16 protein-coding genes are annotated in these 24,518 nt (G+C 65.6%); 4 read left to right on the top strand and 12 right to left on the bottom strand.

Annotated elements, in window-relative coordinates:
• Window positions 1-41: 41 nt before the first annotated feature.
• Window positions 42-923 (top strand): transglycosylase SLT domain-containing protein, encoded by an 882-nt coding sequence (locus LRX75_RS01205; protein WP_420851137.1) that lies wholly within the window; start codon window positions 42-44, stop codon window positions 921-923.
• Window positions 924-989: 66 nt separating this feature from the next.
• On the opposite strand, the gene kdgD is transcribed toward LRX75_RS01205, so the two are convergent.
• The gene (gene kdgD, locus LRX75_RS01210; RefSeq protein WP_231811948.1) at window positions 990-1,922 is read right to left on the bottom strand and encodes a 5-dehydro-4-deoxyglucarate dehydratase; all 933 of its coding nucleotides are present in this window, start codon (window positions 1,920-1,922) and stop codon (window positions 990-992) included.
• Between the two features lie 80 nt (window positions 1,923-2,002).
• Window positions 2,003-2,758 carry a FadR/GntR family transcriptional regulator gene (locus tag LRX75_RS01215; protein WP_420851124.1) on the bottom strand — a complete coding sequence of 252 codons (756 nt, stop codon included), beginning with the start codon at window positions 2,756-2,758 and terminating at the stop codon, window positions 2,003-2,005.
• A 228-nt stretch (window positions 2,759-2,986) separates the two neighbouring features.
• On the opposite strand from LRX75_RS01215, the gene LRX75_RS01220 reads away from it, so the two are divergent.
• A complete protein-coding gene (locus tag LRX75_RS01220; RefSeq protein ID WP_231811384.1) occupies window positions 2,987-4,420 on the top strand; it encodes an aldehyde dehydrogenase family protein in 1,434 nt (477 codons plus the stop codon).
• A 70-nt stretch (window positions 4,421-4,490) separates the two neighbouring features.
• Window positions 4,491-5,639 carry a mandelate racemase family protein gene (locus LRX75_RS01225; protein WP_231811385.1) on the top strand — a complete coding sequence of 383 codons (1,149 nt, stop codon included), beginning with the start codon at window positions 4,491-4,493 and terminating at the stop codon, window positions 5,637-5,639.
• 3 nt (window positions 5,640-5,642) lie between these two features.
• Here the strand turns inward: LRX75_RS01225 and LRX75_RS01230 are convergent, their stop codons facing one another.
• The 8 genes from LRX75_RS01230 to LRX75_RS01265 all read right to left on the bottom strand — a co-directional run bounded on the left by LRX75_RS01230 (window position 5,643) and on the right by LRX75_RS01265 (window position 20,066).
• Window positions 5,643-6,680 carry a dienelactone hydrolase family protein gene (locus tag LRX75_RS01230; RefSeq protein ID WP_231811386.1) on the bottom strand — a complete coding sequence of 346 codons (1,038 nt, stop codon included), beginning with the start codon at window positions 6,678-6,680 and terminating at the stop codon, window positions 5,643-5,645.
• A 14-nt stretch (window positions 6,681-6,694) separates the two neighbouring features.
• The gene (locus LRX75_RS01235) at window positions 6,695-7,480 is read right to left on the bottom strand and encodes a FadR/GntR family transcriptional regulator (protein WP_231811387.1); all 786 of its coding nucleotides are present in this window, start codon (window positions 7,478-7,480) and stop codon (window positions 6,695-6,697) included.
• Complete coding sequence (locus LRX75_RS01240; RefSeq protein ID WP_231811388.1) at window positions 7,477-8,235, bottom strand: ABC transporter ATP-binding protein; 759 nt, start codon at window positions 8,233-8,235, stop codon at window positions 7,477-7,479. The genes LRX75_RS01235 and LRX75_RS01240 overlap by 4 nt, the downstream gene beginning before the upstream one ends.
• The gene (locus LRX75_RS01245; protein ID WP_231811389.1) at window positions 8,232-9,104 is read right to left on the bottom strand and encodes an ABC transporter ATP-binding protein; all 873 of its coding nucleotides are present in this window, start codon (window positions 9,102-9,104) and stop codon (window positions 8,232-8,234) included. Before LRX75_RS01245 ends, LRX75_RS01240 begins: the two co-directional genes overlap by 4 nt.
• A gap of 6 nt (window positions 9,105-9,110) precedes the next feature.
• Window positions 9,111-9,983 carry an ABC transporter permease gene (locus LRX75_RS01250; RefSeq protein WP_231811950.1) on the bottom strand — a complete coding sequence of 291 codons (873 nt, stop codon included), beginning with the start codon at window positions 9,981-9,983 and terminating at the stop codon, window positions 9,111-9,113.
• A 37-nt stretch (window positions 9,984-10,020) separates the two neighbouring features.
• A complete protein-coding gene (locus LRX75_RS01255; protein ID WP_231811390.1) occupies window positions 10,021-11,037 on the bottom strand; it encodes an ABC transporter permease in 1,017 nt (338 codons plus the stop codon).
• A 69-nt stretch (window positions 11,038-11,106) separates the two neighbouring features.
• Complete coding sequence (locus LRX75_RS01260) at window positions 11,107-12,711, bottom strand: ABC transporter substrate-binding protein (protein ID WP_231811391.1); 1,605 nt, start codon at window positions 12,709-12,711, stop codon at window positions 11,107-11,109.
• 329 nt (window positions 12,712-13,040) lie between these two features.
• Window positions 13,041-20,066, bottom strand: coding sequence for a beta strand repeat-containing protein (locus tag LRX75_RS01265; RefSeq protein ID WP_231811392.1), 7,026 nt, complete (start codon window positions 20,064-20,066; stop codon window positions 13,041-13,043).
• A 474-nt stretch (window positions 20,067-20,540) separates the two neighbouring features.
• Between LRX75_RS01265 and LRX75_RS01270 the strand changes: the two genes are divergently transcribed.
• Window positions 20,541-22,019 (top strand): MDR family MFS transporter, encoded by a 1,479-nt coding sequence (locus LRX75_RS01270; protein WP_231811393.1) that lies wholly within the window; start codon window positions 20,541-20,543, stop codon window positions 22,017-22,019.
• 18 nt (window positions 22,020-22,037) lie between these two features.
• On the opposite strand, the gene glf is transcribed toward LRX75_RS01270, so the two are convergent.
• Both glf and LRX75_RS01280 read right to left on the bottom strand, forming a co-directional pair.
• Window positions 22,038-23,195: a UDP-galactopyranose mutase gene (glf, locus tag LRX75_RS01275; protein ID WP_231811394.1), complete on the bottom strand. Its 1,158-nt coding sequence runs from the start codon at window positions 23,193-23,195 to the stop codon at window positions 22,038-22,040.
• 62 nt (window positions 23,196-23,257) lie between these two features.
• A complete protein-coding gene (locus LRX75_RS01280) occupies window positions 23,258-24,514 on the bottom strand; it encodes a DUF6250 domain-containing protein (RefSeq protein WP_231811395.1) in 1,257 nt (418 codons plus the stop codon).
• Window positions 24,515-24,518: the final 4 nt, after the last annotated feature.

Genomic DNA, 24,518 nt, shown 5'->3' on the forward strand with positions numbered 1-24,518 from the left:
CGGCCGTCGCCGCGCTTTGCGTCGCGCTTCTCGCCGCATGCCTGTCACCTGCGCCGGAGGCGGCGGCCCGGACCAAGGAGGAGCGGGACGCCGGCTGCCTCTACGACAGCGGTGCGGCGTCACCGGCTCTCTGTATTCGCAAGGGGAGCTTCAACGGCGATCTCTGCCGGGCGATCGAGCATTTCGCGAGACGGTCGGATCTGCCGCCCGACTATTTTGCGCGGTTGCTCTGGCGCGAAAGCCTGTTCCGGCCGGAGGCCGTCAGCCCCAAGGGTGCGGAGGGTATCGCGCAGTTCATGCCGGGCACGGCGCGCGAACGCGGCCTCGGCAACACGTTCGATGTCATTCAGTCGCTCGATGCCGCCTCGGCCTATCTGCAGGAGCTTCGCATACGGTTCGGCAATTTCGGTCTTGCCGCTGCGGCCTATAATGCGGGAGAGGGCGGGCTGTCGCGCTTTCTCTCGACGGGACGGCTGCCGCTGGAGACGCAGGATTATGTGTTCGCCATCACCGGGCATCCGGTAGAGACCTGGAAGACCAGCCCGCCCGCGCGTGCCGCCCCGATGCTCGATCCGGCCAAGCCGTTTTTCGATGCCTGCACGGCACTCGCAACCAGCCGCATCATCCGCGATCCCGTTCTCACCGGCTCGGCCGACTGGGCGCCCTGGGGCGTGCAACTGGCCGGGCACTACAATCCCGCCACCGCGATGAAGCTTTTCACGCTGGCCGTCGCCCGGCTTCCCGCGCCTTACAATGCCGAGCGTGCCCTTCTCGTCCGCCAGCGCGGCGGCAATTTCGGCTACCGGCCGCGCTATGCCGCGCGCATCGGGCGCGAAAACCGGCAGCAGGCAGACGCCCTCTGCGCCATCGTGCGGAAAACCGGCGGCGCCTGCGTCGTCTTTCGCAACAGGCCACCGCGCTGATCCGTCACCGGCACCGACGCAAAAGGCCCGACACCGCCGGGCCTTCAGATATGCGCGTTGTGGCCGTTACTCGGCGGCCTGCGATACCGGTGTCAGGTTTCGATAGGGCTCGCAGAGCGCTTCCATCATCCGCACCTCTTCGGCCGTCAGGTCGGTCAGCGGCGCGCGCACCGGGCCGGCATCGAAGCCCATCAGCCGGACGCCGGCCTTGATGGCGGACACGGCATAGCCCTTCTGGCGGTTGCGGATGTCCATGAACGGATAGAAGAAGTCGATCAGGATGCGGTTGGTGGTCGCGGTGTCGCCGGCCCGAAGCGCCGTATAGAACTGCTGGGCGAGCGCGGGCACGAAATTGAAGACGGCCGAGGAATAGGTCGTCACGCCGGCGCCGAGATAGGCATCGGCAAAGAGCTCCGCCGTCGGCATGCCGCCGAGATAGGTCAGGCGGTCGCCCATGGTCGCCGTGATGCGGCGCACCAGCGCGATGTCGCCGGAGCCGTCCTTGAAGCCGACGAGGTTCGGGCAGGCGTCGCAGAGGCGCGACAGCGTGTCGGCCGTGAGGATCGAGTTGTCGCGGTTATAGACCATGACGCCGATCGACACCGACTGGCAGACGGTCTTGATGTGCTGGTAAAGGCCTTCCTGGCTCGCATCCATCAGGTAGTGCGGCAGGAGCAGGATGCCGTCGGCGCCGGCCTTTTCCGCGGATGTCGCGATGGAAACCGCCATGCGCGTGCCATAGCCGCACCCCGCAACGATCGGCGTCGCGCCGGCCGAGGCCTTGGCGGCGGCGACGATCTCGGGGATTTCCGAAGGCTCCAGCGAGAAGAACTCCCCGGTTCCGCCAGCGGCGAACAGAACCGTCGCGTCGAAGCCGGCCAGCCAGCCGACATGCGCCTCATAGGCCTTGCGATGGAACAGCCCGTCGGCACCGAAGGGCGTGACGGGGAAGGACAGGAGGCCGGCGCCGAGCGCGTGCTTCAGTTCGATGGGGTCCATGGACATGGGCGAAGTTCTCCAGACGTTGCATTCCGGAGAACGATAGCTAGAGATATTATCTCTGTCAACAGTTGTATGATCTATGTCATCGCAGGGCCGCGCGTGTTGCGCATCAGAGCCCGGTAACGCTGCTGGCTGCCCTTGAGATGATTGCGCATCGCATCCCGCGCAGCAGTCTCGTCGCGATCGGCGATCGCGCGGGCGATGGTTTCGTGCTCCTGCTGGATCTGCGACAGGTAGTCGGGCGGCGTGGCCTCTGGCCTGTCGTCCCCCAGGAGAGAGCGCGGGATCATCTGCTCGCCGATGGCCTGCAGCAGTTCGCGGAAGCGCGGATTGTTGGTGCTGTCGGCGATGGCGAGGTGGAAGGCGCGGTCGCTCTCCACCGTGGCCGTGCCCGATGCGATCTGATTGTTCATCACGTGCAGCGCCTCGAACACGAGCTCCTGCTGCGCGGGGGAACAGCGTCCGGCAGCAAGCCCCGCGGCCTCGATCTCGATGGCGGCGCGGACCTCCAGCATCTCGATGATGGACGAAACGCGATTGGGATCGACGCTCTGCAGGCCGCCCTGCGGCTTGGGTTGCGTCGCCAGAACGAAGACGCCGACACCGTGGCGCACCTCCACCAGCCCGTCGGCCCGCAGGGACGCGATCGCTTCCCGGATGACGGTCCGGCTGACCTGGTGCTCCTCCGTCAGGCCACTCTCGCTCGCCAGTTTCTCGCCCGGCTTCAGCGTGCCGTCGGCAATGGCGGCACGCAGCCTCTGGCTGACGGTGGCCACGAGGTTTCTCCCTTTGCGCGCCGGTGCCGCCTGTGTGTCGTGGTCCGATCTCATCACGTGTCCCCGCTCTGCGAATGCCATGTTTGGTCTGCTTTTCCGGCAAGGATAGACCAAGAGACAGACCTGCGGGAAGAAATTAATTGACCTTGGCAGATAGTCTTATAGGATGACATACGTCAGTTATATGATAACAAGCAGACGTGCTGGAGGCGGGACGCTTGGGCGAGAACGATCGATCGCCGGCGGAATGAGCCGGATCCGGGCGCATATGTGGAGGAGACCACCATGACCATTTACCAGAACCTGATTGCCGGCGCGTGGGTCGGATCGGAGACCTCCCGAAACCTGAGCCCATCAGATACGAACGATCTCGTCGGTCTCTATGCGCAGGCGAGTGCGGACGATGCGCGAGACGCCATCGCCGCGGCCAAGGCCGCGTTTCCGGCATGGTCGCGCTCCGGCATTCTGGAGCGGCACGCCATCCTGCGCAAAGCCTCCGACGAAATTCTCGCCCGGAAGGACGAACTCGGCACGCTTCTGGCGCGGGAGGAGGGCAAGGTGCTTCCCGAGGCCATCGGCGAGGTCACGCGTGCCGCGCAGATCTTCGACTTCTTTGCAGGCGAGGCGCTGCGGCTGGCCGGCGAGACACTGCCATCCGCCCGGCCGGGGATCGGCGTCGAGGTGACGCGTGAACCACTCGGCGTCATCGGCATCATCACGCCCTGGAATTTTCCAATCGCCATTCCCGCCTGGAAGATCGCGCCGGCGCTTTGCTATGGCAATACCGTCGTCTTCAAGCCGGCGGATCTCGTGCCCGGTTGCGCCTGGGCGATCGTGGACATTCTCCACCGCGCCGGCCTTCCCAAGGGGGTTCTGAACCTCGTCATGGGGCGTGGCTCGGTCGTCGGTCAGGCGCTGCTCGATAGCCCGGATCTCGGCGGGCTCACCTTTACGGGCTCGACCGGCACCGGCAAGCGGGTCGCTCTCGCCTCGATCGAGCATAACCGCAAGTTCCAGCTGGAAATGGGCGGCAAGAATCCTATGGTGGTTCTGGACGATGCGGACCTCGCCGTCGCGGTCGAGGCGGCCGCCAATTCCGGCTTCTTTTCCACCGGCCAGCGCTGCACCGCGTCGTCGCGGCTCATCGTCACCGAAGGCATTCACGACCGCTTCGTCGCGGCGCTGACCGAGCGGCTGAAAGCGCTGACGGTGGACAACGCCATGAAGCCCGGCACGCATATCGGCCCGGTCGTCGATGAACGGCAGCTGCGCCAAGACACCGACTATATCGATATCGGCAAGGCGGAAGGCGCAAAGCTGGCCTTCGGCGGCGAGGTTCTGACGCGCGAGACGCCCGGCTTCTACCTTCAGCCGACGCTCTTTACCGAGGCGACCAACCAGATGCGCATCTCGCGCGAGGAAATCTTCGGGCCGGTGGTCAGCGTCATCCGGGCCAAGGATTATGACGAGGCGCTCGCGATATCCAATGACACGCCCTTCGGTCTGTCGGCAGGCATCGCCACCACCAGCCTGAAGCACGCCACCCATTTCAAGCGCAACGCGGAGGCCGGCATGGTCATGGTCAATCTGCCCACGGCCGGCGTGGATTTCCATGTGCCGTTCGGTGGTCGCAAGGCCTCCTCGTTCGGTCCGCGCGAGCAGGGCCGCTATGCCGCCGAGTTCTTCACCGTGGTGAAGACCGCCTACACGCTGGCCTGAGGCGTCGGCCCTCTCTTTTTCGCAATGACCGGCAGCGGCGTTCGCCGCGACCATCCCAGGAGGACTTTCCGTGAAAATCGTCGACGTCAATGTGCGCGTCTTTGCCCACACCACCTATCGCCATCAGGACACGGCCGGCCACGCCCATCCGGGGCCGGCGCACAAGGTGCACCTCGCGCTCCTGACCATCGTCGATGACGAAGGTGGCGAAGGCCATTGTTTCGCAGCGCCTGAGGTCGTGCGGCCGCATGTCATCGAGAAGTTCGTGAAGAAGGTGCTGATCGGCGCCGATCCCTTCGCGCGCGAGCGGCTCTGGCAGGAGCTGGCGCACTGGCAGCGCGGCAGCGCGGCGCAGCTGACCGACAGAACGCTGGCGATCGTCGATTGCGCCCTGTGGGACCTCGCCGGACGCAAGCTGAACATGCCGGTGCACAAGCTGATCGGCACCTACCGCGAGAAGATGCTTGCCTATGGTTCGATCATGTGCGGCGACGAGCTGGAGAACGGTCTCGCGACGCCGGAGGATTACGGCGGGTTCGCCGAAAAACTCGTCGCGCGCGGCTACAAGGGCATCAAGCTGCACACCTGGATGCCGCCGGTCTCCTGGGCGCCGGATGTCAGCATGGACCTCAAGGCCTGCGCGGCCGTGCGCGAAGCCGTTGGCCCGGATATCCACCTGATGATCGATGCGTTTCACTGGTACACCCGCACGGATGCCCTGAAGCTCGGCCGCGGGCTCGAGGCGCTCGGCTTCGACTGGATCGAGGAGCCGATGGACGAGCAAAGCTCCATGTCCTACGCATGGCTGTCTGAAAACCTCGATATCCCGGTTCTCGGGCCGGAGAGTGCCGGCGGCAAGCACTTCAGCCGTGCCGAATGGATCGCCACCAAGGCCTGCGACATCCTGCGCACCGGCGTTCACGATGTCGGCGGCATCAGCCCGGCCATGAAGTGCATGCATCTGGCCGAATCCTTCGGCATGAATTGCGAGATCCATGGAAACGGCGCTCCGAACCTGATCGTCGCTGCCTGCTCGAAGAACGCCAACTGGTATGAGCGCGGGCTGCTGCACCCCTTCCTCGAATATGACGACGGCTTTGAGTATCTGCACGGCCTCGTCGATCCGATGGACGCCGATGGCTATGTCCATATCTCCGACAAGCCCGGCCTTGGCGAAGATATCAACTTCGACTTCATCGACGCCAACCTCGTCGCCTGAGGCTCACAGGACGCGGTCGAGCCAGTCGATCGCGTCGTCCTGCTGCTGCACCGGAAAGACATGGCCGTCCGGGGCCATCCGGGTCTGGAGCGCATCCGGTGCGCCAGACGCATCCCAGATGATTTGCATCTGCCGAAAGGCTTCGGCGGCATCGGCCTCGGGGAAATGCCGGTCCTCCCGGCCGCTGAGAAAAAGCGCGGGTTTGGGCGCGGCGAGCGCGGCAAAATGGGGATAGTCGATCCGTCCGGCGATGCCGGGATGCAGCAGGTAGAAGGCGGACTGGCCGCGCAGCTGGTTGCTGCCCGACTGCATCAGCCCCGACAGGGTGCCCATCCACCCCACGGACACACAGGCCTTCACGTCCGGCGACAGGGCGGCCATCTGCCAGGCCCGCGCGCCGCCCATTGAAAAGCCGAAGCTTGCCACGCACTCCGGGTCGATACCTTCGAGCCGTTTCAGGAATGCGAGCGCTTCGAGATCTTCCCGCAGGACGATGCCGGCAAGCGACTGGCCGAACTGCATGAGGTTCGCCGCGAGCGCCTGCTGGCCCTCATACCCCGTGCCGGCCCGGCCGCCCCATCCCAGCGCATCGACGCAGAGCACGCTGTAACCGCGCCGCGCCAGCGCATTGCCGAGGTGCCTGCCACCATAGAGACGGGTCGCCCAGTCGTCCGACGGCGCCGCCGTTTCGCGCGGCTCGTCGGGCCGCCGGATCAGCTTCTGCCGGCCGATGGAAAAGAAGGCGCCGTGATCGTGGAGGAGCAGAATGCCGGGCGTGGGATGCTCGGTGGCAGGGCGGAGCAGATAGGCGTCGGCCGTCTCGCCATTCGAGTAATTAAGCTGCAGATGCTGGCCGAGAAGTCCGCCATCGTCCCATTCGCCAAGGTGTGTCGCCAAGGGCGTGGCGATCGTCTCGATACCGAGCGCACGGCGCATCGCGGCAAGCGTCGTCCTTTGCCATGTCGCAACATCGGACGCGGCCGGGTCGAAATTCCAGGCGAAGGCGTTCCGATCCCGCAGGCGCTTTGCGAGACCCGGCATGTTCTCGCGGTCGATCACCCGCCGCTGCGCATGCGCTCGATCATCCGGTCGCGGCTGACCGTCAGGTGTTGGCGCATCGCCAGCCGGGCGCCGTCGATGTTGCGCTCGGCGATGGCGCCAAGGACCAGGCGGTGCTCGGTGTTGACCCGCGCGAGATTCGCCTGAAACACCGTGTCCTCCACGCCGCTGGTCTGCAGCCGCATGCGCGGCATCAGCGTTTCACCCAGATAATTGAAGATGCCGAAGAAATGCTCGTTGTGGCTGGCCTTGGCCACCGCGCAGTGAAACTCGAAATCCGTCTGGCTGTCGCGGATGACGGTCCGGATCGCGTCGTCCATCGCGTCGCAGACGGAGGCCATCGCGTCGAGATCGGCCTGCGTGCGGCGCTCGGCCGCCAGAGCCGCGGCTTCGGACTCGATGCCAATGCGCAGTTCGAGGCCTTTCAGCTGGTTCTCCACCATGGTCAGCCTTTCCGGGGCAAGCCGGAAGGGTGGAATACCCGCATCGTCGCGGACGAATGCGCCGACCCCGTGCTGGATCGAGACGAGACCGCTCGCCCGCAGATTGGCGATCGCCTCGCGCACCACGGTGCGGCTGACGCCCAGCTCGTCGATCAGCACCTTCTCCGTCGGCAGCTGCGAGCCGCGGGAATACTCGCCCTGCCGGATGCGGTCCGCAAGGGTGCGGATGACCTGTGAACTCAGCGTTTCGCGTCTCCGCCCGCTCGCGGGAAGCGGCGCGGCATTGTCGGCATCGGTCGTCATGGCGCAGAGCCCCTCCAGCGGGCGGTCGACCGTCAAACGGCCTGGTCGTAGGCAAGGCTCGCTTCGATCAGCTCGCGGGCATAAGGGTCCTTGGCTTTGCCGGTGGAGAGAACGGAGCGATCCATGATCTCCACCACGCGCCCATGTTGCATCACCGCCAGTCGTTCGCACATATGGTCGATCACCGCCAGATCGTGGCTGACGAAGAGATAGGTGAGGTTGCGACGGGTCCGCAGGTCCGCCAGCAGGTTCAGAACCTCGGCCTGAACGGAGACGTCGAGCGCCGACGTCGGCTCGTCCAGCAGCAGGATGCGCGGCTCGAGAATGAGCGCGCGCGCAATCGCCACGCGCTGGCGCTGTCCGCCGGACAGTTCGTGCGGATAGCGGGCGAGGAAGGCGGGATCGAGCCCGACATCGGTCAGTGCCCGCTCCATCCGCTCCCGTTGCCGGTCCATGCGGTGGATGCGCAGAGGCTCCTGCAGGGCGGTGCGGATCGACTGGCGCGGGTGGAGGGAACCGTAGGGGTCCTGAAACACCATCTGCACCATGCGGCAATAATCGGCGAAGGGCATGTCCTTGATCGATGTGCCTTCCATCTCGATCGCGCCGTCCCAGAGCGTCAGCAGACGGGCGATGCAGCGCAGGATGGTCGATTTGCCGGAGCCGGATTCGCCCACGAGCCCGAAGGATTCGCCCGGTTTGACGGAGAAGGCGACGTCTCCGAGGATCCGCCGCTTCGCGGCGCCGGAGCCGAGGTCGATCGAGACGTTGCGGACATCGATGGCGTTCATGGCTGCACCTCCCACGTGCTGCGGACCATCAGCTCGCGGTTGAGCACCGGCAACGAGCGCCGGCTTCCGCCGATATGCGGCTGGGCGGCGAGAAGGCCGCGGGTGTAGGGGTGGACGCAATTCTGCATGTCGCGCGCGGCGCGCTCCTCCACCACTTCGCCGTGGCGCATGACGAGCACCCGGTCGCAGAAATTGCGCACGAGGTTCAGGTCGTGGCTGATCATGATCAGGCCGATGCCCTTGTTCGTCACCAGCTCGTTGAGGATGTTGAGCACCTGCATGCGCACCGTCACATCCAGTGCCGAGGTCGGCTCGTCGGCGATGATGATCTGCGGCTCGGGGATCAGCATCATCGCGATCATGATGCGCTGGCCCATGCCGCCGGAGACCTCGTGCGGATAGAGCCCGTAGACCCGTTCGGGATCGCGGATCTTCACCGCTTCAAGCATGGCGAGCGTCTTGTCGCGCGCGACCTGGGCGGAGGCCTTGTTGTGGACGCGATAGGCCTCGGCGATCTGGTCGCCGACGCGGTGCACCGGGTTCAGCGAGAACTTCGGATCCTGCAGGATCATCGAGATCCGCCGGCCCCGGATCGAAAGCATCTGGCGTTCGGTGGCCGCCAGAAGATCGGTGCCCTCGAAATCCATCCGGTCCGCCTGGATCCGGGCCGTCGGCAGGAGCTTGAGGAGCGCACGTCCGATGGTCGATTTGCCCGATCCGGACTCGCCGACGATGCCGAGCCGCTCGCGGCCGAGGTCGAACGAGACGCCCTTGACGACGGGCGTAAAGGCTTTGCCGTTGCGGTAGCTGACGCGCAGGCCTGCGACGCGGAGAAGCGGCGTGGTGTTGTCCATCTGCGGTTCCATCATCGCCTCCTAGTGGCCCTGTTTCGGATCGAGCGCATCGCGCAGGCCATCGCCAAGCAGGTTGAAGGCGAGGCTGACGAGAAGGATGGCGCCGCCGGGGAAGGCGACCAGCCACCAGTTGTCGAGCATGTAGCGCCGGCCCGTGGCGATCATCGCGCCCCATTCCGGCAGCGGCGGCTGCGCGCCGAGGCCGAGAAAGCCGAGGCCCGCCGCCGTCAGGATCACCGTTGCCATGCTGAGCGTGACGCGGACGAGCACGGAGGGCAGGCACATCGGCATGATCGACTTGACGATGATGCGCAGCTTGGAGGCGCCCTGCATGCGCGACGCTGAGATATAGTCCGCATTGCGGAAGGTCAGCGTTTCCGCGCGCGCCAGCCGCGCGATCGGCGGCCAGGCGGTGAGGCCGATGGCGATGATCGCATTTTCGAGGCTTGCGCCCAGCGCCGCCACGAAGGCAAGCGACAGGATGAGGCTCGGGAAGGACAGGAAGATGTCGGTGATGCGCATCATCACCGTATCGTACCAGCCGCCGAAATAGCCCGCGGTCGTGCCGACCAGAAGCCCGAGCGGGCCGACGATGACGGAGACGATGGTGATGATCGTCAGGCTGATGCGCGACCCGTGGATGATGCGGCTGAGCACATCGCGCCCGAGTTCGTCGGTGCCGAACAGATGCGCGGCGGACGGCGGCTGCAGGGCCTCTGCGAGGTTAATCATGTTCGGCTCGTAAGGCGCAATCCAGGGTGCGACGAGCGCGGTAAAGAGCAGGATCGCAATCACCACGAGGCCGAAACCGGAGGACGGATTGCCGAGCAGGTCCTTCAGAACCCGGACGAGGCGGCTCCAGGCCGTGTAGGTCTTCTCGCTGGAAGCGGTCATGGCTGCGGTCCCGATGTCGATGGTTTTCGTCGTCATGTTAGCGCGTCCTCGGGTCGAAGATCTTGTAGAGCGCATCGGACAGGAGATTGAGCCCGATGAAGATGACGCCGACGAGCAGGACGCAGGTCATCACCGCGTTCATGTCGCCGACCAGCATGTTGTTGGTGATGTACTGGCCGAAACCGGGCCAGGAGAACACGGTCTCGATCAGCACGGCGCCTTCGAGCAGGCTGCCATAGGCGAGCGCGACAATGGTGACGAGCTGGACGCGGATATTGGCGAAGGCATGGTGCCAGATCGTCCGGCTCTTAGAGAGACCCTTCACCCGGGCCGTGGTCACATATTCCTGGTTCAGCTGGTCCAGCATGAAGCTGCGCGTCATGCGGGTGATGTAGGCCATGGAGGAATAGCCGAGAATGCTGGCCGGCAGAAGCAGGTGGTTGACCGCGTCCCCGAAGACCTCCCAGTCGCCGGCCAGCATGGAGTCGATCAGAAGGAAACCGGTCGTCTCCGGCACGAGGCCGATGTAGTAATCCGACAGGCGGCCACCGCCGCCCACCAGATCGAGGGCCGCGTAGAAGACGATGAGGCCGATCATGCCGGTCCAGAAGATCGGCATGGAATGGCCGATGAGCGTCAGGAACCGGATGACGTGATCGACCGGCTTGTTGCGGCGCACGGCCGCCAGAATGCCCAGGGGAATGCCGAGCCCGGCGCCGACGATGATGGCGAAGGTCGCCAGCTCGATGGTTGCCGGCATGACGTGCAGGATATCGTTGATGACGGGCTGTCCGGTGCGGATCGAGACGCCGAAATCGCCATGAAGCAGGTCGCTCACATATTTGAAGAACTGCTGGTAGAGTGGCAGGTTTGCCCCGATCCGCTCGGCAACCATCTCGTAGGTCGCCCGGTCGGCCTCTTCCCCGACGATCGCGCGCACGGGATCGACCGGCATCAGGCGGCCGATGCAGAAGGTGAGGATCAGAAGGCCGATGAGGGTGACCATGATGGTCCCTGCCTGCCTGCCGAAAGCTGAAAAGCGTGCAGTGTTCATGGCGGCGTCCTTGGATGCGAAAGGTCGAAGGGGAGGGAGCCGGCGCGCGGGCACGCCGGCCAGAGCGCGCTAGCGCTCCTTCGTCACCGTGCGCAGCCGCGTGGACCAGGACGGATTGAGCGCAAGTCCCTTGATGTCCGCACGATATCCGACGCTGTCGACCACTTCGGCGAAGGGCTGGATGGCGGGGACGACATCGGCGTAGTAGGTCTGGATCGCTTCATAATCCCTGACCTGCTTGGCCTTGTCCGTTTCCACCAGCGCCGCATCGACCATGCTGTTGATCTTTTCGTCGTAGAAGGCGGTGCGCCAGCCCTGGAAGTTGGTCAGCTTGGCTTCGTCGGCATTGTCGGGATTGTAGACGATGGCGCGCAGGTTGCTGTCGGGATGCGGCAGCTGTCCACCGCCGCCACGGCCGACGAGGAGTTCGTACTTCCGCTCGCGCATCGCGCCATAGATCTGGTCGCCGCTGCCGGTGATGATCTCCGCCTTGATGCCACCCTGCGCCAGCGTCGCCTGGATGGCGGTCGCCGCATTCATGAAGGGCGCGTCGGAGATCGCGCGCAGCGTGGTCGAGAAACCGTCGGGATAGCCGGCTTCCGCCAGCAGGGCCTTCGCCTTCTCCACGTCCAGCTTGTAGCCCGCATTCGGCAGGGCGCCGAAAAGGCCGGTCTGGATCGGGCGATCCCGCAGGCGTCCGAAATAGGGCAGGACGGTGTCGTTCAGACCCTGATAGTCGATCAGGTAGCGTAGCGCCTCGCGCACCTTCGGCTTCTGGAACTTCTCGTCCTTCATGGAGACGGCGAGATAGTAGAACCCGCTGCCGCCATTGGTCTGCACCTTGACAGCGTCGCTCGTTTCCAGCGCCTTCAGATCGGCGGCCGACATGGAATAAGCGATGTCGATGTCGCCCTTTTCGAGCATCAGCCGCTGGCTCTGGGACTCCGCCAGATGCCGCATCATGATGCGCTTCATGCCGGGCGCCTCGCCCCAGTAGCTCTCATTGCGGTCGAGAATGACCCGCTCGTTGGAGCGCCACTGGCCGAGCGTGTAGGGGCCGGAGCCTGCGGAATTGTTGGTGAGCCAGGCGGAACCGAGATCGCCGGCCTTGTCGTGTTCCATCACTGTCTTGCTGTCGAGCACCGAGCCCGGGCCGACGATGCCCAGCGTCTGGACGATGATCTCGGGATCGACCTTCTTCGGCAGGGTGATGACGACCGTCGTCTCGTCGGGGGCGGCGAAGCTCTGTTCGGCGTTGGCGGCGGTGAAGCCGTGTGTCTTGAGGAAGGAGGCCTGCGCGAGGTTCAGCGTCAAGAGGCGCTTCAGCGACCAGACGACATCGGCCGATGTCACGGGATTGCCGGAGGCGAAGGTCGCGCCGGACCTCAGCTTGAAGGTGATCGCCGTATTGTCGGGGCTGACGCTCCAGCTCTCGGCGAGCTGCGGATTGACCTGTGCGCGATTGACGGCGTCGAGGCCGACAAGGTTATCATATATGTTGGCGAGAACTTGTACCGTCTCCTTGCCGGTGATGGCGGCGGGATCCAGCGTCAGAATATTGCTCATGGAAAAGCCGACAACCAGCATGTTCGGCGGCGTTTCAGCCCAGGTCGGGCTGGTCATCAGGGTGGAGCCGACCAAAATCGTCGACAGTGCTGTGATCATGCGATGCATCGTTTCCTCCACATGCTGCTCCCCAGCAGCATTCCATTCCTCAACTCCGAGACAAGAGATATGATGTCTTACCTTAACTGTCAATCGGATTTGGAAGGGCGGGCGAGGGCTGCGCGCAGGTAGCTTCTTACGCGGCTGGAGGCTGCGATGAACCTGTGATCACAGAGAGTGCAGAAAGATGCGCGTCGGCGCTGGCCCGCGGATCGCGGACGCTCCGATGTCAGGACAAATCCGATCGGTTGCCCGACCGGTCTGTCCTGTGTGGCCGGTTGGGCAGGCCAGGCGCGTGCCTGTCTGCCGGTCCGTCCGGCGGCATGCCTGCCGGCGCTTTAGACGCTGAGCATCGACATGATCATCGAGGCACTGCTTTCGCTCGGCTGTTCGGATGCGGCGGACGACCCGCTTTCCGCGCTGGACGTCTCCGGACCCGAAGCGACCCGGGCGCTGGAGGCGCTCGACGTCGTCTGGGCGTTGATCGCCACGTCCGTGAGAGCCTGCAGCTGCGCGGAGGTCATGCCGTTGATCTGTGCCGGCGTGAAGGCCTCCGCCTGCGCGACCGTCAGGCCCGAAATGGCCCGCGTGCTCAAGCCGGAGATGGCGCCGGTGCCGAGCGCGATGATGTGTTCCGGCGTCAGCTGAACCAGATCGTCCGAGCCGAGGGCCGCGGCCTGCATCAGGCCGAAGGCACCGACCTGCGACGTCGAGAGCATGCCGATCTGCGCCGGTGTGAGGGCGCTCACCTGGCTGTATCCGAGGGCCGCGACCTGGCTCGTCGTCAAGGCCGCGATACTGGTCGATGTAAGCCCGGAAACGATCGCCGTGCCCAATCCCTTGATCGAACCCGGTGCGATGGCGGCGATCTCCTGAGTCGAGAAGGTCGCAAGCTGCATCGTGGTCAGGCCGGCGAGGCCGCCCTGGCTGAGCGCGGCGATCTGGCTGCTCGTGAGCTGATTCACCTGTTCGGCGCTCAGGACGCCGACCTGCGCGCTCGTCAGCCCGGCAACGGTGCCTGTGCCAAGGCTTGCGATCTCGGTGGGAGACAGGGCGGCGATGAAGGCGGTCGGAAGGCCCTTGACCGCTGTCGAGCCGAGAGCACCGATCTTGGTAGGCTTCAGCGTTGCGAGGCTATCGGTCGTCAGCCCCGAAATGGCCTCGGAACTCAGGGCCGCGATCTGGCTGGTCGACAGGACGTGCATTTGCGCGGCGCTGAGCGCGGCGGCCTGCGCGCTGCCGATACCGGCAAGCCCCTTGATGCTCAGGGCGGCGAGCTGGCTGTCCGAGAGACCCGCGATGCCGGTCGTCTTCAGGGCGCCGATCTGGCTGGAGGTCAGCGCTCCGACCTGCGCGAGGGTCAGGGCTTCGATCTGGCTGGAGGTCAGGGCCTCGATCTGCGTCGAGGCGAGCCCCGAAATGCCGCCCGTGCTCAAGGCCGCGATCTGCTGCGGCGTCAGGGTGGAGAGCATGGACGACGAGAGACCGGCGATAGCGGCCGAACTGATGGCGGCGATCTCGCTGGTGGTGAAGCTGTCGATATCGTCCGCGCCGAGGGCCGACAGTTGACGGGAATCAAGCACCGCGATCTGCGACGCCGTCAGCGCTTCGGCCTGATCGACGTTGAGGGCGGCAATCTGCGCCGTGCCGAGACCGGCGATGGCGGCGGTGCCGAGGGCTGCGATCTGGCTCGTGGAGAGCGAGGCAAGCATCGCCGTGGACAGGCCGGGAATGGCCAGCGAGCTGATGGCCGCGAGCTGTGCCGGGCCAAAATTTTCGAGGGCATCGGTGCTCAGCACGGACAGCTGTTGCGAGGAGAACGTGCCCACCTGAGCGGCCGTCAGGGCCTTGGCCTGATCGATCGTGAGGGTGGCGATCGCCCGTGTCGAGAGACCCGCGACCCCGCTCATTCCCAATGCGCCGATCTGGGCGGGAGACAGGCGGGCGATATCCTCGGTTCCCAGAGCGGAAGCCTGCTTGGAGGAGAAGGCGCCGAGCTGAGCGGCCGTCAGCACCTCGATCTGGTCGCCGTTCAGGGCGGCGATCTGGTTCGTGCCGAGCCCGGCCACGCCGGAAACGCTGAGGGCTGCGACCTGTTCGGGCGACAGCGAGGCGATCGCCGTCGTCGACAGGCCGGCCACGGCCGCAGAGCCGAAGGCGGCGATATCCGCCGTCGAGAAGCCGCCGAGATCCTCGATGGCGAGCGCTGCGGCCTGCGTGGAGCTGAGGGCCGCGACCTGCGTCGGGGTGAAGGCCGCCGTCTGGTCCGTGGTCAAAGCGGCGATCTGTGTTGCCGTGAAGCCCGCCACGCCGTCGGCGCTCAGAGCGGCGATCTGCTGGATCGTCAGGGTTGCGAGGGCTGCCGTGCCCAGTGCCGCCACCTGTTTGGAGGTCAAGGCCGCGACCTGGGCGGTCGTCAGGCCGTCGATCTGATCGCTCGAGAGGGCCGCGATCTGTGTGCTGCCGAGGCCGGCAATGCTGCCGGTGCTGAGCGCAGCGACGCCCTCGGGCGAAAGCGTTGCGATCATCGCCGTCGAGAGGCCGGCAATGGCCGTGGGGGAAATGGCGGCGATGTCGGTAAGGCTGAAGCGGGCCAGCGCCGCCGTGCCGAGCGCTGCCAGCTGCCGCGAGCCGAGGGCTGCAATCTGGGTGCCGTTGAGAGCCTCCGCCTGATCGGCACTGAGCACGCCGATCTGCTGGGTGGACAGGCCGGCGACGCCGGCGGCACTGAGCGCCGCAATCTGGGTCGTCGTCAGCGCCGCGATGTCGCTGGTGGCGAGAACCGCCACCTGCCGTGAACTCAGCGCGGCGATCTGGGTGGTGCCCAGCGCCTGCACCTGCGCACTGCTCAGACGCGCGATCAGCGATGTGCTGAGCCCGCTGATGCCGCTCGCGCTGATGGCGGCGATCTGCTCGTTCGAGAGCCCGGTGACCGCCTGCGAGGTCAGGCCCGCCATCGCGTCGGCCGACAGGGCGCCGACGTTCTTCGGCAGGATGGCCTGGATATCGCTGGAGGTCAGCACGGAGGTCTGACGCGAGGTGAGGGCGCCGAGCTGCGCGCGTGTCAGCGCTGCGATCTGGTCGTGCGTCAAGGCGTCGATCTGTCGCGAGCCGAGGGCTGCGACGGCCAGGGTGCTCAAGGCGGCGATCTTGGCCGTGTCGAGCGAGGCGATGGTGTCGGACGACAGGCCGGCGATGGCGGCGGGATCGATCGCGGCGACTTCACGCGTGGTGAAGGTGGCGACCGCGCTGGAAGACAGTGCGGCCAGCTGGGACGAGCCGAGGGCCGCGATCTGGACGGCGGTCAGGGCTTCCACCTGCGCGGTCTGCAGCGCCGCCAGCTGGCGGGTTGTCAGGCCCCGCACGGCGGATGCGCTGAGGGCCGCCACCTGGCTTGTGGAGAGGGTCGAGATGGCGGCAGTGGTCAGGCCGGGGATCGCGCCCGATGTGATGGCGGCGATATCCTTCGTCGAGAAGGTGGAGATGTCCTCCGACGGCAGCGCCGAGATCTGACCCGAGCTCAGGCTTCCCACCTGCGCGCTGGTGAGCGCCTCTGCCTGGGCCGTCGTCAGGACGGCGATGTGTTGCGAGGTGAAGCCGGAAACCGCCGTGCTCGAAAGCGCTGCGATCTGCTCCGTCGAGAGGGCGGCGACATGGGCGGTCGAGGCGGCGCCGATCTGAGCCGCGCTCAGGGCTGCGACCTGTCGGATGGAGAGGCTGGCGACCTGGTCGGTGCCCAGCGCCTTGATTTGGGCGGTCGAAAGTCCGCCGATCGCGCTGCTGCTGAGCGATGCGATGCGCGGCGAGGAGAAGGCCGCGACGTCCGCCGTGCTCAGCCCGGCCATCTGCTGCGACGTCATTCCGGCCAGCTGTGCGGTGGTCAGCGCGGCAAGCTGCGCGTCGCTGAGGGCTGCGATCTGGTCCGTGCCGAGCGCGCCGACCGCAAGCGATGTCATGGCGGCGACCTGTTCGGTGGAGAAGGCCGAGATCTTCTCCGAAAGTGCGGCCAACTGGCCCGAGGTCAGCTGCCGGACCTGCAGAGCGGAAAGGGCGGCCAGCTGCGCCGTGGAGAACGCCGATGCCTGCAGGGTCGAGAGACCGCCAAGGGCAGCCGTGCCGAGCGCTGCCACCTGGGCGGTGGAAAGGGCTGCGACGACATCCTTGTCGAGGCCGGATAGTGCCTGACTGTTCAGCGCAGCGATGTTTGCGGTCGGGAAGGCGGCGATATCCGCGACCTCGATCGCGGCCGTCTGCGTGGCGCTCAATGCCCTAACCTGAGCCACCGAAAGCGAACCGATCTGGTTCGGACCCATCGCCGAGATCTGCGCGGCCGTCAGACGCGCGATCACGTCCGTGCTCAAGGCGCCGATCTTGCCCGTGGAGAGACTTTCCATCACGTCGCCGCTGAGGCCGGTTATGGCGGCGGTGCTGATGGCTGCGAATTCCGCCGTGGAGAAGGTGGCGATGTCATCGGCGCCGAAGGCGGCGAGCTGCGTCGCCGTCAGCGCGCGGATCTGCGTCGCGGACAGCGCCTCGGCCTGTTCCGTCCCCAGAGCCTCGATCTGGGCCGTCGTCAGGCTGGCGACGGCCGATGTGCCCAGTGCCGCGATCTGGGCGGTGCCCAGCGTCCCAATGACATCGGCGCTGAGGCCGGAGAGGGCGCGACTGTTGATCGCGGCGATATTGGCTGTCGGGAATGCCGCGAGATCGCTCCCGTCGAGCACCGTGAGCTGCTGCGCGGTCAGGCGCGCGACCTGCGTGGTGTTCAGAGCGGCAAGATGCGCCGTGCTGAGGGCCGCCATGTGCGCCGTCGAGAGCACCGCCACCGCGCTTGCGTTCACGGCCGCGATCTGGGCCGTCGAGAGGGCGCCCACCTGATCGGCGGACAGCGCCGTAACCTGCGTTGTCCGCAAGGCCGCGACCTGCGCGGTCGTCAGCGCGGCACGCTGGTTCGTCGAGAGGGCCGCGATGTCGAGGCCCTGCACGGCCGCCGTGGTGAGCGCCGCGACATCGTCCGTCGAAAGGGTGGCGATGGCGTCTTGGCTCAAGCCCGAGATCTGCACGGCGGTAAGGGCTGCCATCTGCGCCGGCGACAGAACCTCGATCTGCGCGGTGCCCATCGCTGCCAGCTGTCCCTTGGTCAGGCCGGCAATCTGGGTCGTCGTGAAGGCGGCCAGCTGTGCCGTCGACAGCGTCGCCGCGACCTCTGTCGCCAGTCCCGACAGGGATGTCCGGGAGATCGCACCGATGGTGACGGTCGACAGGGATGCGAGATCATCGGTGCTGAAGGCCGCCAGCTGGGCTGCGGTCAAAGCTTTGATCTGGTCGGTCGAGAGCGCGGCGACCTGATCCGTGTGCAGGGCCGCAATCTGCGCCGAGGTCAGGCTGGCGACGGCGCTCGTGCTGAGGGCGGCGATCCGGTCGTTCGACTGCGCTGCGAGAATGTCCGTCTGGAGGCCCCAGACCGCCCGGTTGGTGATGGCGGCCATGTCCTCGGTCGAGAAGGTGTTGACGGCCGCTGTGTCCAGCACGGCAAGCTGCGTTGCGGAGAAGGCGCGGATCTGCACGGGCGAGAGGGCCTCGACCTGGGCACTGCTCATGGCCGCCAGCTGCAGGGTCGTCAGGGCGCTGGTCTGGCCGGAGGTGAGCGCCGCGATATGGTCGGTGGACAGGTGGCCGATGGCCTCGGTGCCCAGGCCCTTGATGGCGACCGCCGAAATGGCCGCGATGGCCGCAGAGGAGAAGGCGTCGAGTGCGCTCAGCCCGAGGGCTGCAACCTGCGTCGAGGTCAGTGCGCGGGCTTGCTGCGCTGTCAGGGCCGCTGTCTCCTCGGCGTTCAGGCTGCCGATCTGCACCGTGGTGAGACCTGCAACCGTCTGCGCACTGAGCCTGGCGATCTGCTCACCGGAAAGCGCCCCGAACTGGTCTGCACCCCAACCGCTGATCTGCGAGGCACTGAGAGCCGCGACTTGCGCCGGCAGCAGCGCCGGAAGGGAATCGGTCGCCAGGGCGTTGATCTGGGTGCTCGTCAGGGCGGCCACCGTCGCGGTGCTGAGCGCGGCGAGCTGGGCGGTCGACAAGGCCGCAACGACGTCGGTCTTCAGCCCGCGCACGACCTGGCCGTTGATGGCGGCGATATCCGTGGTGGAGAAATGGGTGATGTCGCCAGCATCGAGGGCGGCGAGCTGGGTCGTGCCGAACGCCCTGACCTGCACGGGTGTGAAGGCTGCCAGCTGCGCCTCGTCCAGTGCGTCGATCTGTCGGCTGCTGAGGTTGGCGACGACGCCGGTGGTGAGCGCCGCCACCTGGCCGGTCGTCAAGCCGGTAATGGCCTCCGGCTGAACGCCGGAAAATGCCTGCGGCGTCATGGCCGCCAGGGCGGTCGTGGACACGGCGGCGATCTTGTCTGACGAGAGAGCGGCGACCTGTTGGGAGGTGAGAACCCGCACCTGCGCAAAGGACATTGCTCCGATCTGTTCCGGACTGAGGGCGGCGATCTGGCCCGCGGACAGAGAGGCGACGGACCTCGGGGCGAGGGCTACGATCTGTTCGCTGGAAAAGGCTTCCAGCTGCCCGGTGCTCAAGGCCGATATCTGTGCGGACGTCAGAGCGGCGACCTGCGTGGGCGAAAGGGCGGACAGTTTTTCATTCGACAGGCTGGCAATGCCCAGACCGGCGATCGCCCGGGCGGAGATCGCCTTGACGTCATCGATGGACAGCGCCTCGACATCTCCTGGTTCGAACGCCGCCAGCTGGAGCGAGCCGAGGGCCGAAACCTGGGTCGAGGTGAACGATTCGACCTGATGGCTGCTCAAGGCGACGATCTGGCCGCTCGACAGGTTCGAGACGGCGCCGGTGTTCAGCGCCGAAATCTGGTCGGTCGTCAGCGAGGCGAGAACATCGAGCTGGAGTCCGCGAATGGCGGTGCCCGCGATCGCATTCATGTCGTCCGTCGAAAAGGTCGCAAGGTCTTCCGCACTGAGGGCCGCGATCTGGGCGCTGGTCATCGCCTTGATCTGGGCCGGCGTCAGGGCCTCCGCCTGTTCGGACGTCAATGCGCCGATCTGCGACGTCGTCATCCCGCTGACCTGCGTGGCGGAGAGGGCCTCGATGCCGGGCTTGTGCAAGGCGCTGAGCTGATCGAGCGTCAGGCCTACGATCGCCGCGCGGGAAATGGCGTTGAGCTGCTCGGTGCTGAGAACCTCCACATCCTCGACGTCGAGGGCCGCGATCTGCGAGGAGGAGAGGGCCCTGATCTGGAGCGTGGAAAGAGAGCTGACGTCTTCGGTCGTCCAGGCCGCGATGGCCGGCGCGGACATGGACCGGATCTGCGTGACGCTCAGGCCGGAAGCAATTGTCGTCATGCCATCAATCCCCACACTGAACCGGCCCACACATAGCTGGCGCCGAGCCCTGCCGACGGGCAAGGCTCTCCCGCCGAACGAGCACGGGAGGAGGTCCCATCGAACGGCTGGTTACGGTCCTGAGTATTGTCTCTGGCTTGCATGAACCTGAAGTGCGGGCTCCGAGCGGATTGCAATCGCCGGTCTGTTCGCGGTGCGGTCGCGCGAAACCGACGCGTCGCTGCTCGAGGAGAGGTCGCATCTCGACACCGGCTTCGCCTTCAGCTGCGTCTTCGGCCAAGACCGTAAGTTTTACAGATGATCGGACTTGACGCTTAAGGGTGATGGGTCCAGTTCAGGGAAGCGAGATTTGATCTCCACCGACGCAGCGTCGGCGCCTGCAAGGGCGCTCCGGCGCGTTCCGTCGGATACTGACGGCCGTCCGACCGCCGAAATGTCCCCCTATGCGCCAGCACGGCGTTCCGGAACCGATCCATGACTGAAAAACGTGTTCATCGCGGCCTCGTCGTTGCCGCGATCATGGCAAGCATGGCGATGATCGCCATCGAGGCGACGATCGTTTCGACCGCCATGCCGCAAATCGCAGCACAACTGGGCCAGCTCAACCTTTACAGCTGGGTGTTCTCCTCCTTCCTGCTGACGCAGACGGCAACCACCGTCGTCTTCGGCAAGCTTTCGGATATCTACGGTCGCAAGCCGGTCGTGCTCTTCGGCATCGCCGTCTTTCTCGCGTCCTCGCTGCTTGCGGGCTTTGCCTGGTCCATGCCGTCGATGATCGCGTTCCGCCTGCTGCAGGGCGTCGGCGCCGGCGCCATACAGCCGGTCGCCATGACCATCGTCGGCGACCTCTTCCCGGGGCGTGAACGCGGCAAGGTGCAGGGCTATCTGGCCAGCGTCTGGGCGCTATCGGCGGTCGTCGGCCCGCTGCTCGGCAGCTTCATTATCCACAGCCTGCCCTGGGCCTGGGTCTTCTGGATCAACATTCCCGTCGGCATCCTCGCGGCCTTCGGCTTCATCCGCTTCCTGCACGAGGAAAAGCAGACGCGCACGGCATCCATCGACATTCTCGGCGCCGCGCTCTTTGCCGTTTCCATCTCCGCGCTCATGGTGGCGCTGACCGAGGTGGAGGCCGCGACGCCGCTCTACACCGTCGGCGCCGTGCTGGTGTTCGTCGTCAGTCTCGGCCTGTTTCTCTGGCAGGAACGGCGTGCCGAGGCACCGATGGTTGCGCCCGATCTCTGGCTGCGCCGGCCAATCGCGGCCTCCAACATCGCCATCTTCTTTGCCAGCATGGCCATCATGGGACTGACAACCTTCCTGCCGATGTATGTTCAGACGGTGCTCGACCGTTCGCCGCTGGTCGCGGGTTTCGCGCTCACCATGCTGCTGATCGGCTGGCCGGCCGGCGCCACGTTCGCCTCGCGCATGTTCCCGCGCTTCGGGCTGCGGCCGATCATGCTCGTCGCGAGCCTCGTCATCCCCACCGGCGCCTTCCTTCTGGTGCTGCTGACGCCGGAGAGCTCGCCGGCGCAGGCCGGCGCGGGATCGCTGATCATGGGGGTCGGCATGGGCCTGCTCAACATCTGTGCGCTGGTCATCACCCAGGAAAGCGTCGGCTGGTCGCAGCGCGGCAGCGCCACGGCGTCGAACGTGTTCTCCCGCAACCTCGGCAGCACGCTCGGTGCCTCGATTCTCGGTGCGGTGCTCAGCTACGGCCTCGCACATGCCGGCGGCATCGGGGCGATCTCGCCCGAACAGCTGCGCGGCCTGCTCGACGGCACGGGTGCGGCGGCAATCGATGCAGCCTCGGTCCGCATGGCCCTGCAGGCCGCGCTCCACGTCACGTTTCTGGTCATGTTCGTCATGACGGTGCTTATCGTCCCCGTCTGCCTCTTCGTGCCGAAGCTTCTCGACCAGGATCAGCCAGTGGAGGCTGCCGAAGCCAAGGCCTGAAGACGCTCCTGCGAACGCTCAGAGCGGCGAATGCAGGAAGGCCGGGACGGGAGCGTTCTCGGCCGTCTTCGCTCTGAAAAGCGCTGCCGTATCCAGCGCTTCGCGAATGGTCACATCCATGTCGAGATAACGATAGGTGCCGAGGCGGCCGACGAAGGTGACGGCGGTTTCCGCCTCGGCGCGCGCGACGTAGGACGCCAGCAGCTGCTTCTCCTCGACCAGCCGGATGGGATAGAACGGCACGTCGTCTTCGCCGCAGAGGCGGGAGAATTCGCGGTAGCAGACCGATCCGGCCACGCTTTCCCATGGCGAGAAGTGCTTGTGCTCGGTGATGCGGGTGTAGGGAACGTCGGGATCGCCATAGTTCATCACAGCGCAGCCCTGATAATCGCCCTCATAGGTGAAGCGCTCGAAATCGAGCGTGCGATATCCCAGCCGGCCGAATTCATAGTTGAAATAACCATCGAGCGGGCCGGAATAGAAGACGTGGTCGTAAGCGTCGTTCTGCGACTTGTCGAAGCGCGTGCCGAGATGGACGGTGATGCCGGGATGGTCGAGAATGCCTGCCACCATGTCGGTATAGCCGTTTTCGGGCATGCCCTGGAAACGATGGAAGAAGTAGTTGTCGTCATAGTTGAAGCGCACCGGCAGGCGCTTCAGGATGGAAGCCGGCAGCTGGGTGGGCGAGCAGCCCCACTGCTTTTCCGTGTAGCCCTTGAAGAAGGCCTCGTAGAGTTCGCGTCCGACGAAACGCAGCGCCTGCTCCTCGAACGTCTGGGGATCGGCGATGGTCTTGTCGGCCTTCTCCTCGATGAAGGCCCGGGCCTCGTCGGGCCGGAAGGTTTTGCCGAAGAACTGGTTGATCGTGTGCAGGTTGACCGGAAGCGAGAAGACCTGCGCGTCCACGGTCGTCTTCACGCGGTTCTTGTAGGGCATGAAGGTCTGGAAGCGGTTGACGTAGTTCCAGACCTCCTCGTCGTCCGTATGGAAGATGTGCGGACCGTAGACGTGGACCATCACGCCGGTATCCACATCGCGCTCGCTGTAGCAATTGCCGGCGATATGCTCGCGGACGTCGAAAATCTCGACGCTATAGCCTGCGAGCGCCAGTTCGCGCCCGATGACGGCGCCCGAAAGGCCGGCGCCGACCACCGCGATTTTTCCGTTCCCGCCCATGTCGCTTCCTCGTCTTTTATCGTTTTTGACCCATGCCGGTCCGGCATGGATATGTCGTCACGTCAGGCGGCTGCAAGGTTCGAGCGCATCAGCGCATCGTAACCGTCGATCAGCCGGTCGAGCGCCAGGCCGTCTTCCTGTGGCCCGAAGCTCAGATGGCTCACTGTAAAGTCGGAATAGATCGCCGTGGGGCGGTTCAGGTAGTTGGGCAGATCGACCGTCAGGGCATATTCGTCGTCGCACTTCGGCAGCGCCATGTGGACGAGGTCCTTGCCGAGCCATGCGATGAAGTTGATCGACTGGCGTTCGTGCCAGTCGATGACGGGGCTCGGCAGCGGCAGAGATTTCTCCGCCTTGTTGAGGAAATACTCGTGAAGCTGCGTGGCGCGCTCGGCGCTCTGCCACAGGGTGCCGCCGAAGCCGCCCGGCGGGCGCTCGAACTGGCCGAGCGTGGCGGGCAAGGAGCCGGCCTCCTGCTGCCAGTAGGCGCAGACGCCATTGTTGACGACATTCGCCGAGACGATGAAGTAATGGGGATTGTCGCGGCGAAAGGCGATGAAGTTGCTGAGATTGTCGAGGTCGAGATAGACGACGTCGTCGTCGCATTTCAGGAACACGGCGTCCGAAAACGCGCTGAGGCGCTTGGTGTAATAGCTGTAGGCCTGCCAGTAGGGCGCGATCTCGTTCTCGTTGCCGACATAGCGGCGAACCGGGCTCTGGACGTCGCAGAGCTCGAGGTCCGAGCCCCAGCCGCCGCGAACCATGATCGACGCGCCGCCCGGCAGCTGGATGTCGGGCCACGTGCCCACCATCACGCCGTTGACGTGCAGGGTCGGAACGTCGGCGGCATCGAGGCTGAGAACGACGTGGTTGGCAAGCCCCGGCGACAGGATACCGGGGGTCGAGCGGGTCCAGATCAGCGGATGCGTTTCGCGCGCGAAGCTGGTCAGGTCGCCCTTGGTGATGCGGCGGAGAGCGGAGTGGGTGTTGTTCCAGCCGCCGATAACGAGTTCGTAGGCATCGCTTGACGGATCGTTCGGAATGATCGCGATATGCAGGTCGCTATGGATCTTCGCCGTGGTGCGGAACGACGAGAGACGGCTGAGCGAACCCTTGTTCTGGTAGGAAGCGTTCGGACCCATGAAGCGGACGGGGCCGAATTCTTTCGTCACCCAGGCGCGATCCTCGGCCGAACGGGTGAAATCCCAGATATGCCATTCGTCGATGATCCCGGCTTCCATGGCCTTGCGGATATACTGGGTAAGGATTTCCATCCGCTGCTGGCGGCCGGCAAAAGTGACCAAAATCACGGGGTTCATATCG

The sequence above is a fragment of the Rhizobium quercicola genome, from assembly GCF_021168455.1.
Taxonomy (GTDB): Bacteria; Pseudomonadota; Alphaproteobacteria; order Rhizobiales; family Rhizobiaceae; genus Ferranicluibacter; species Ferranicluibacter quercicola.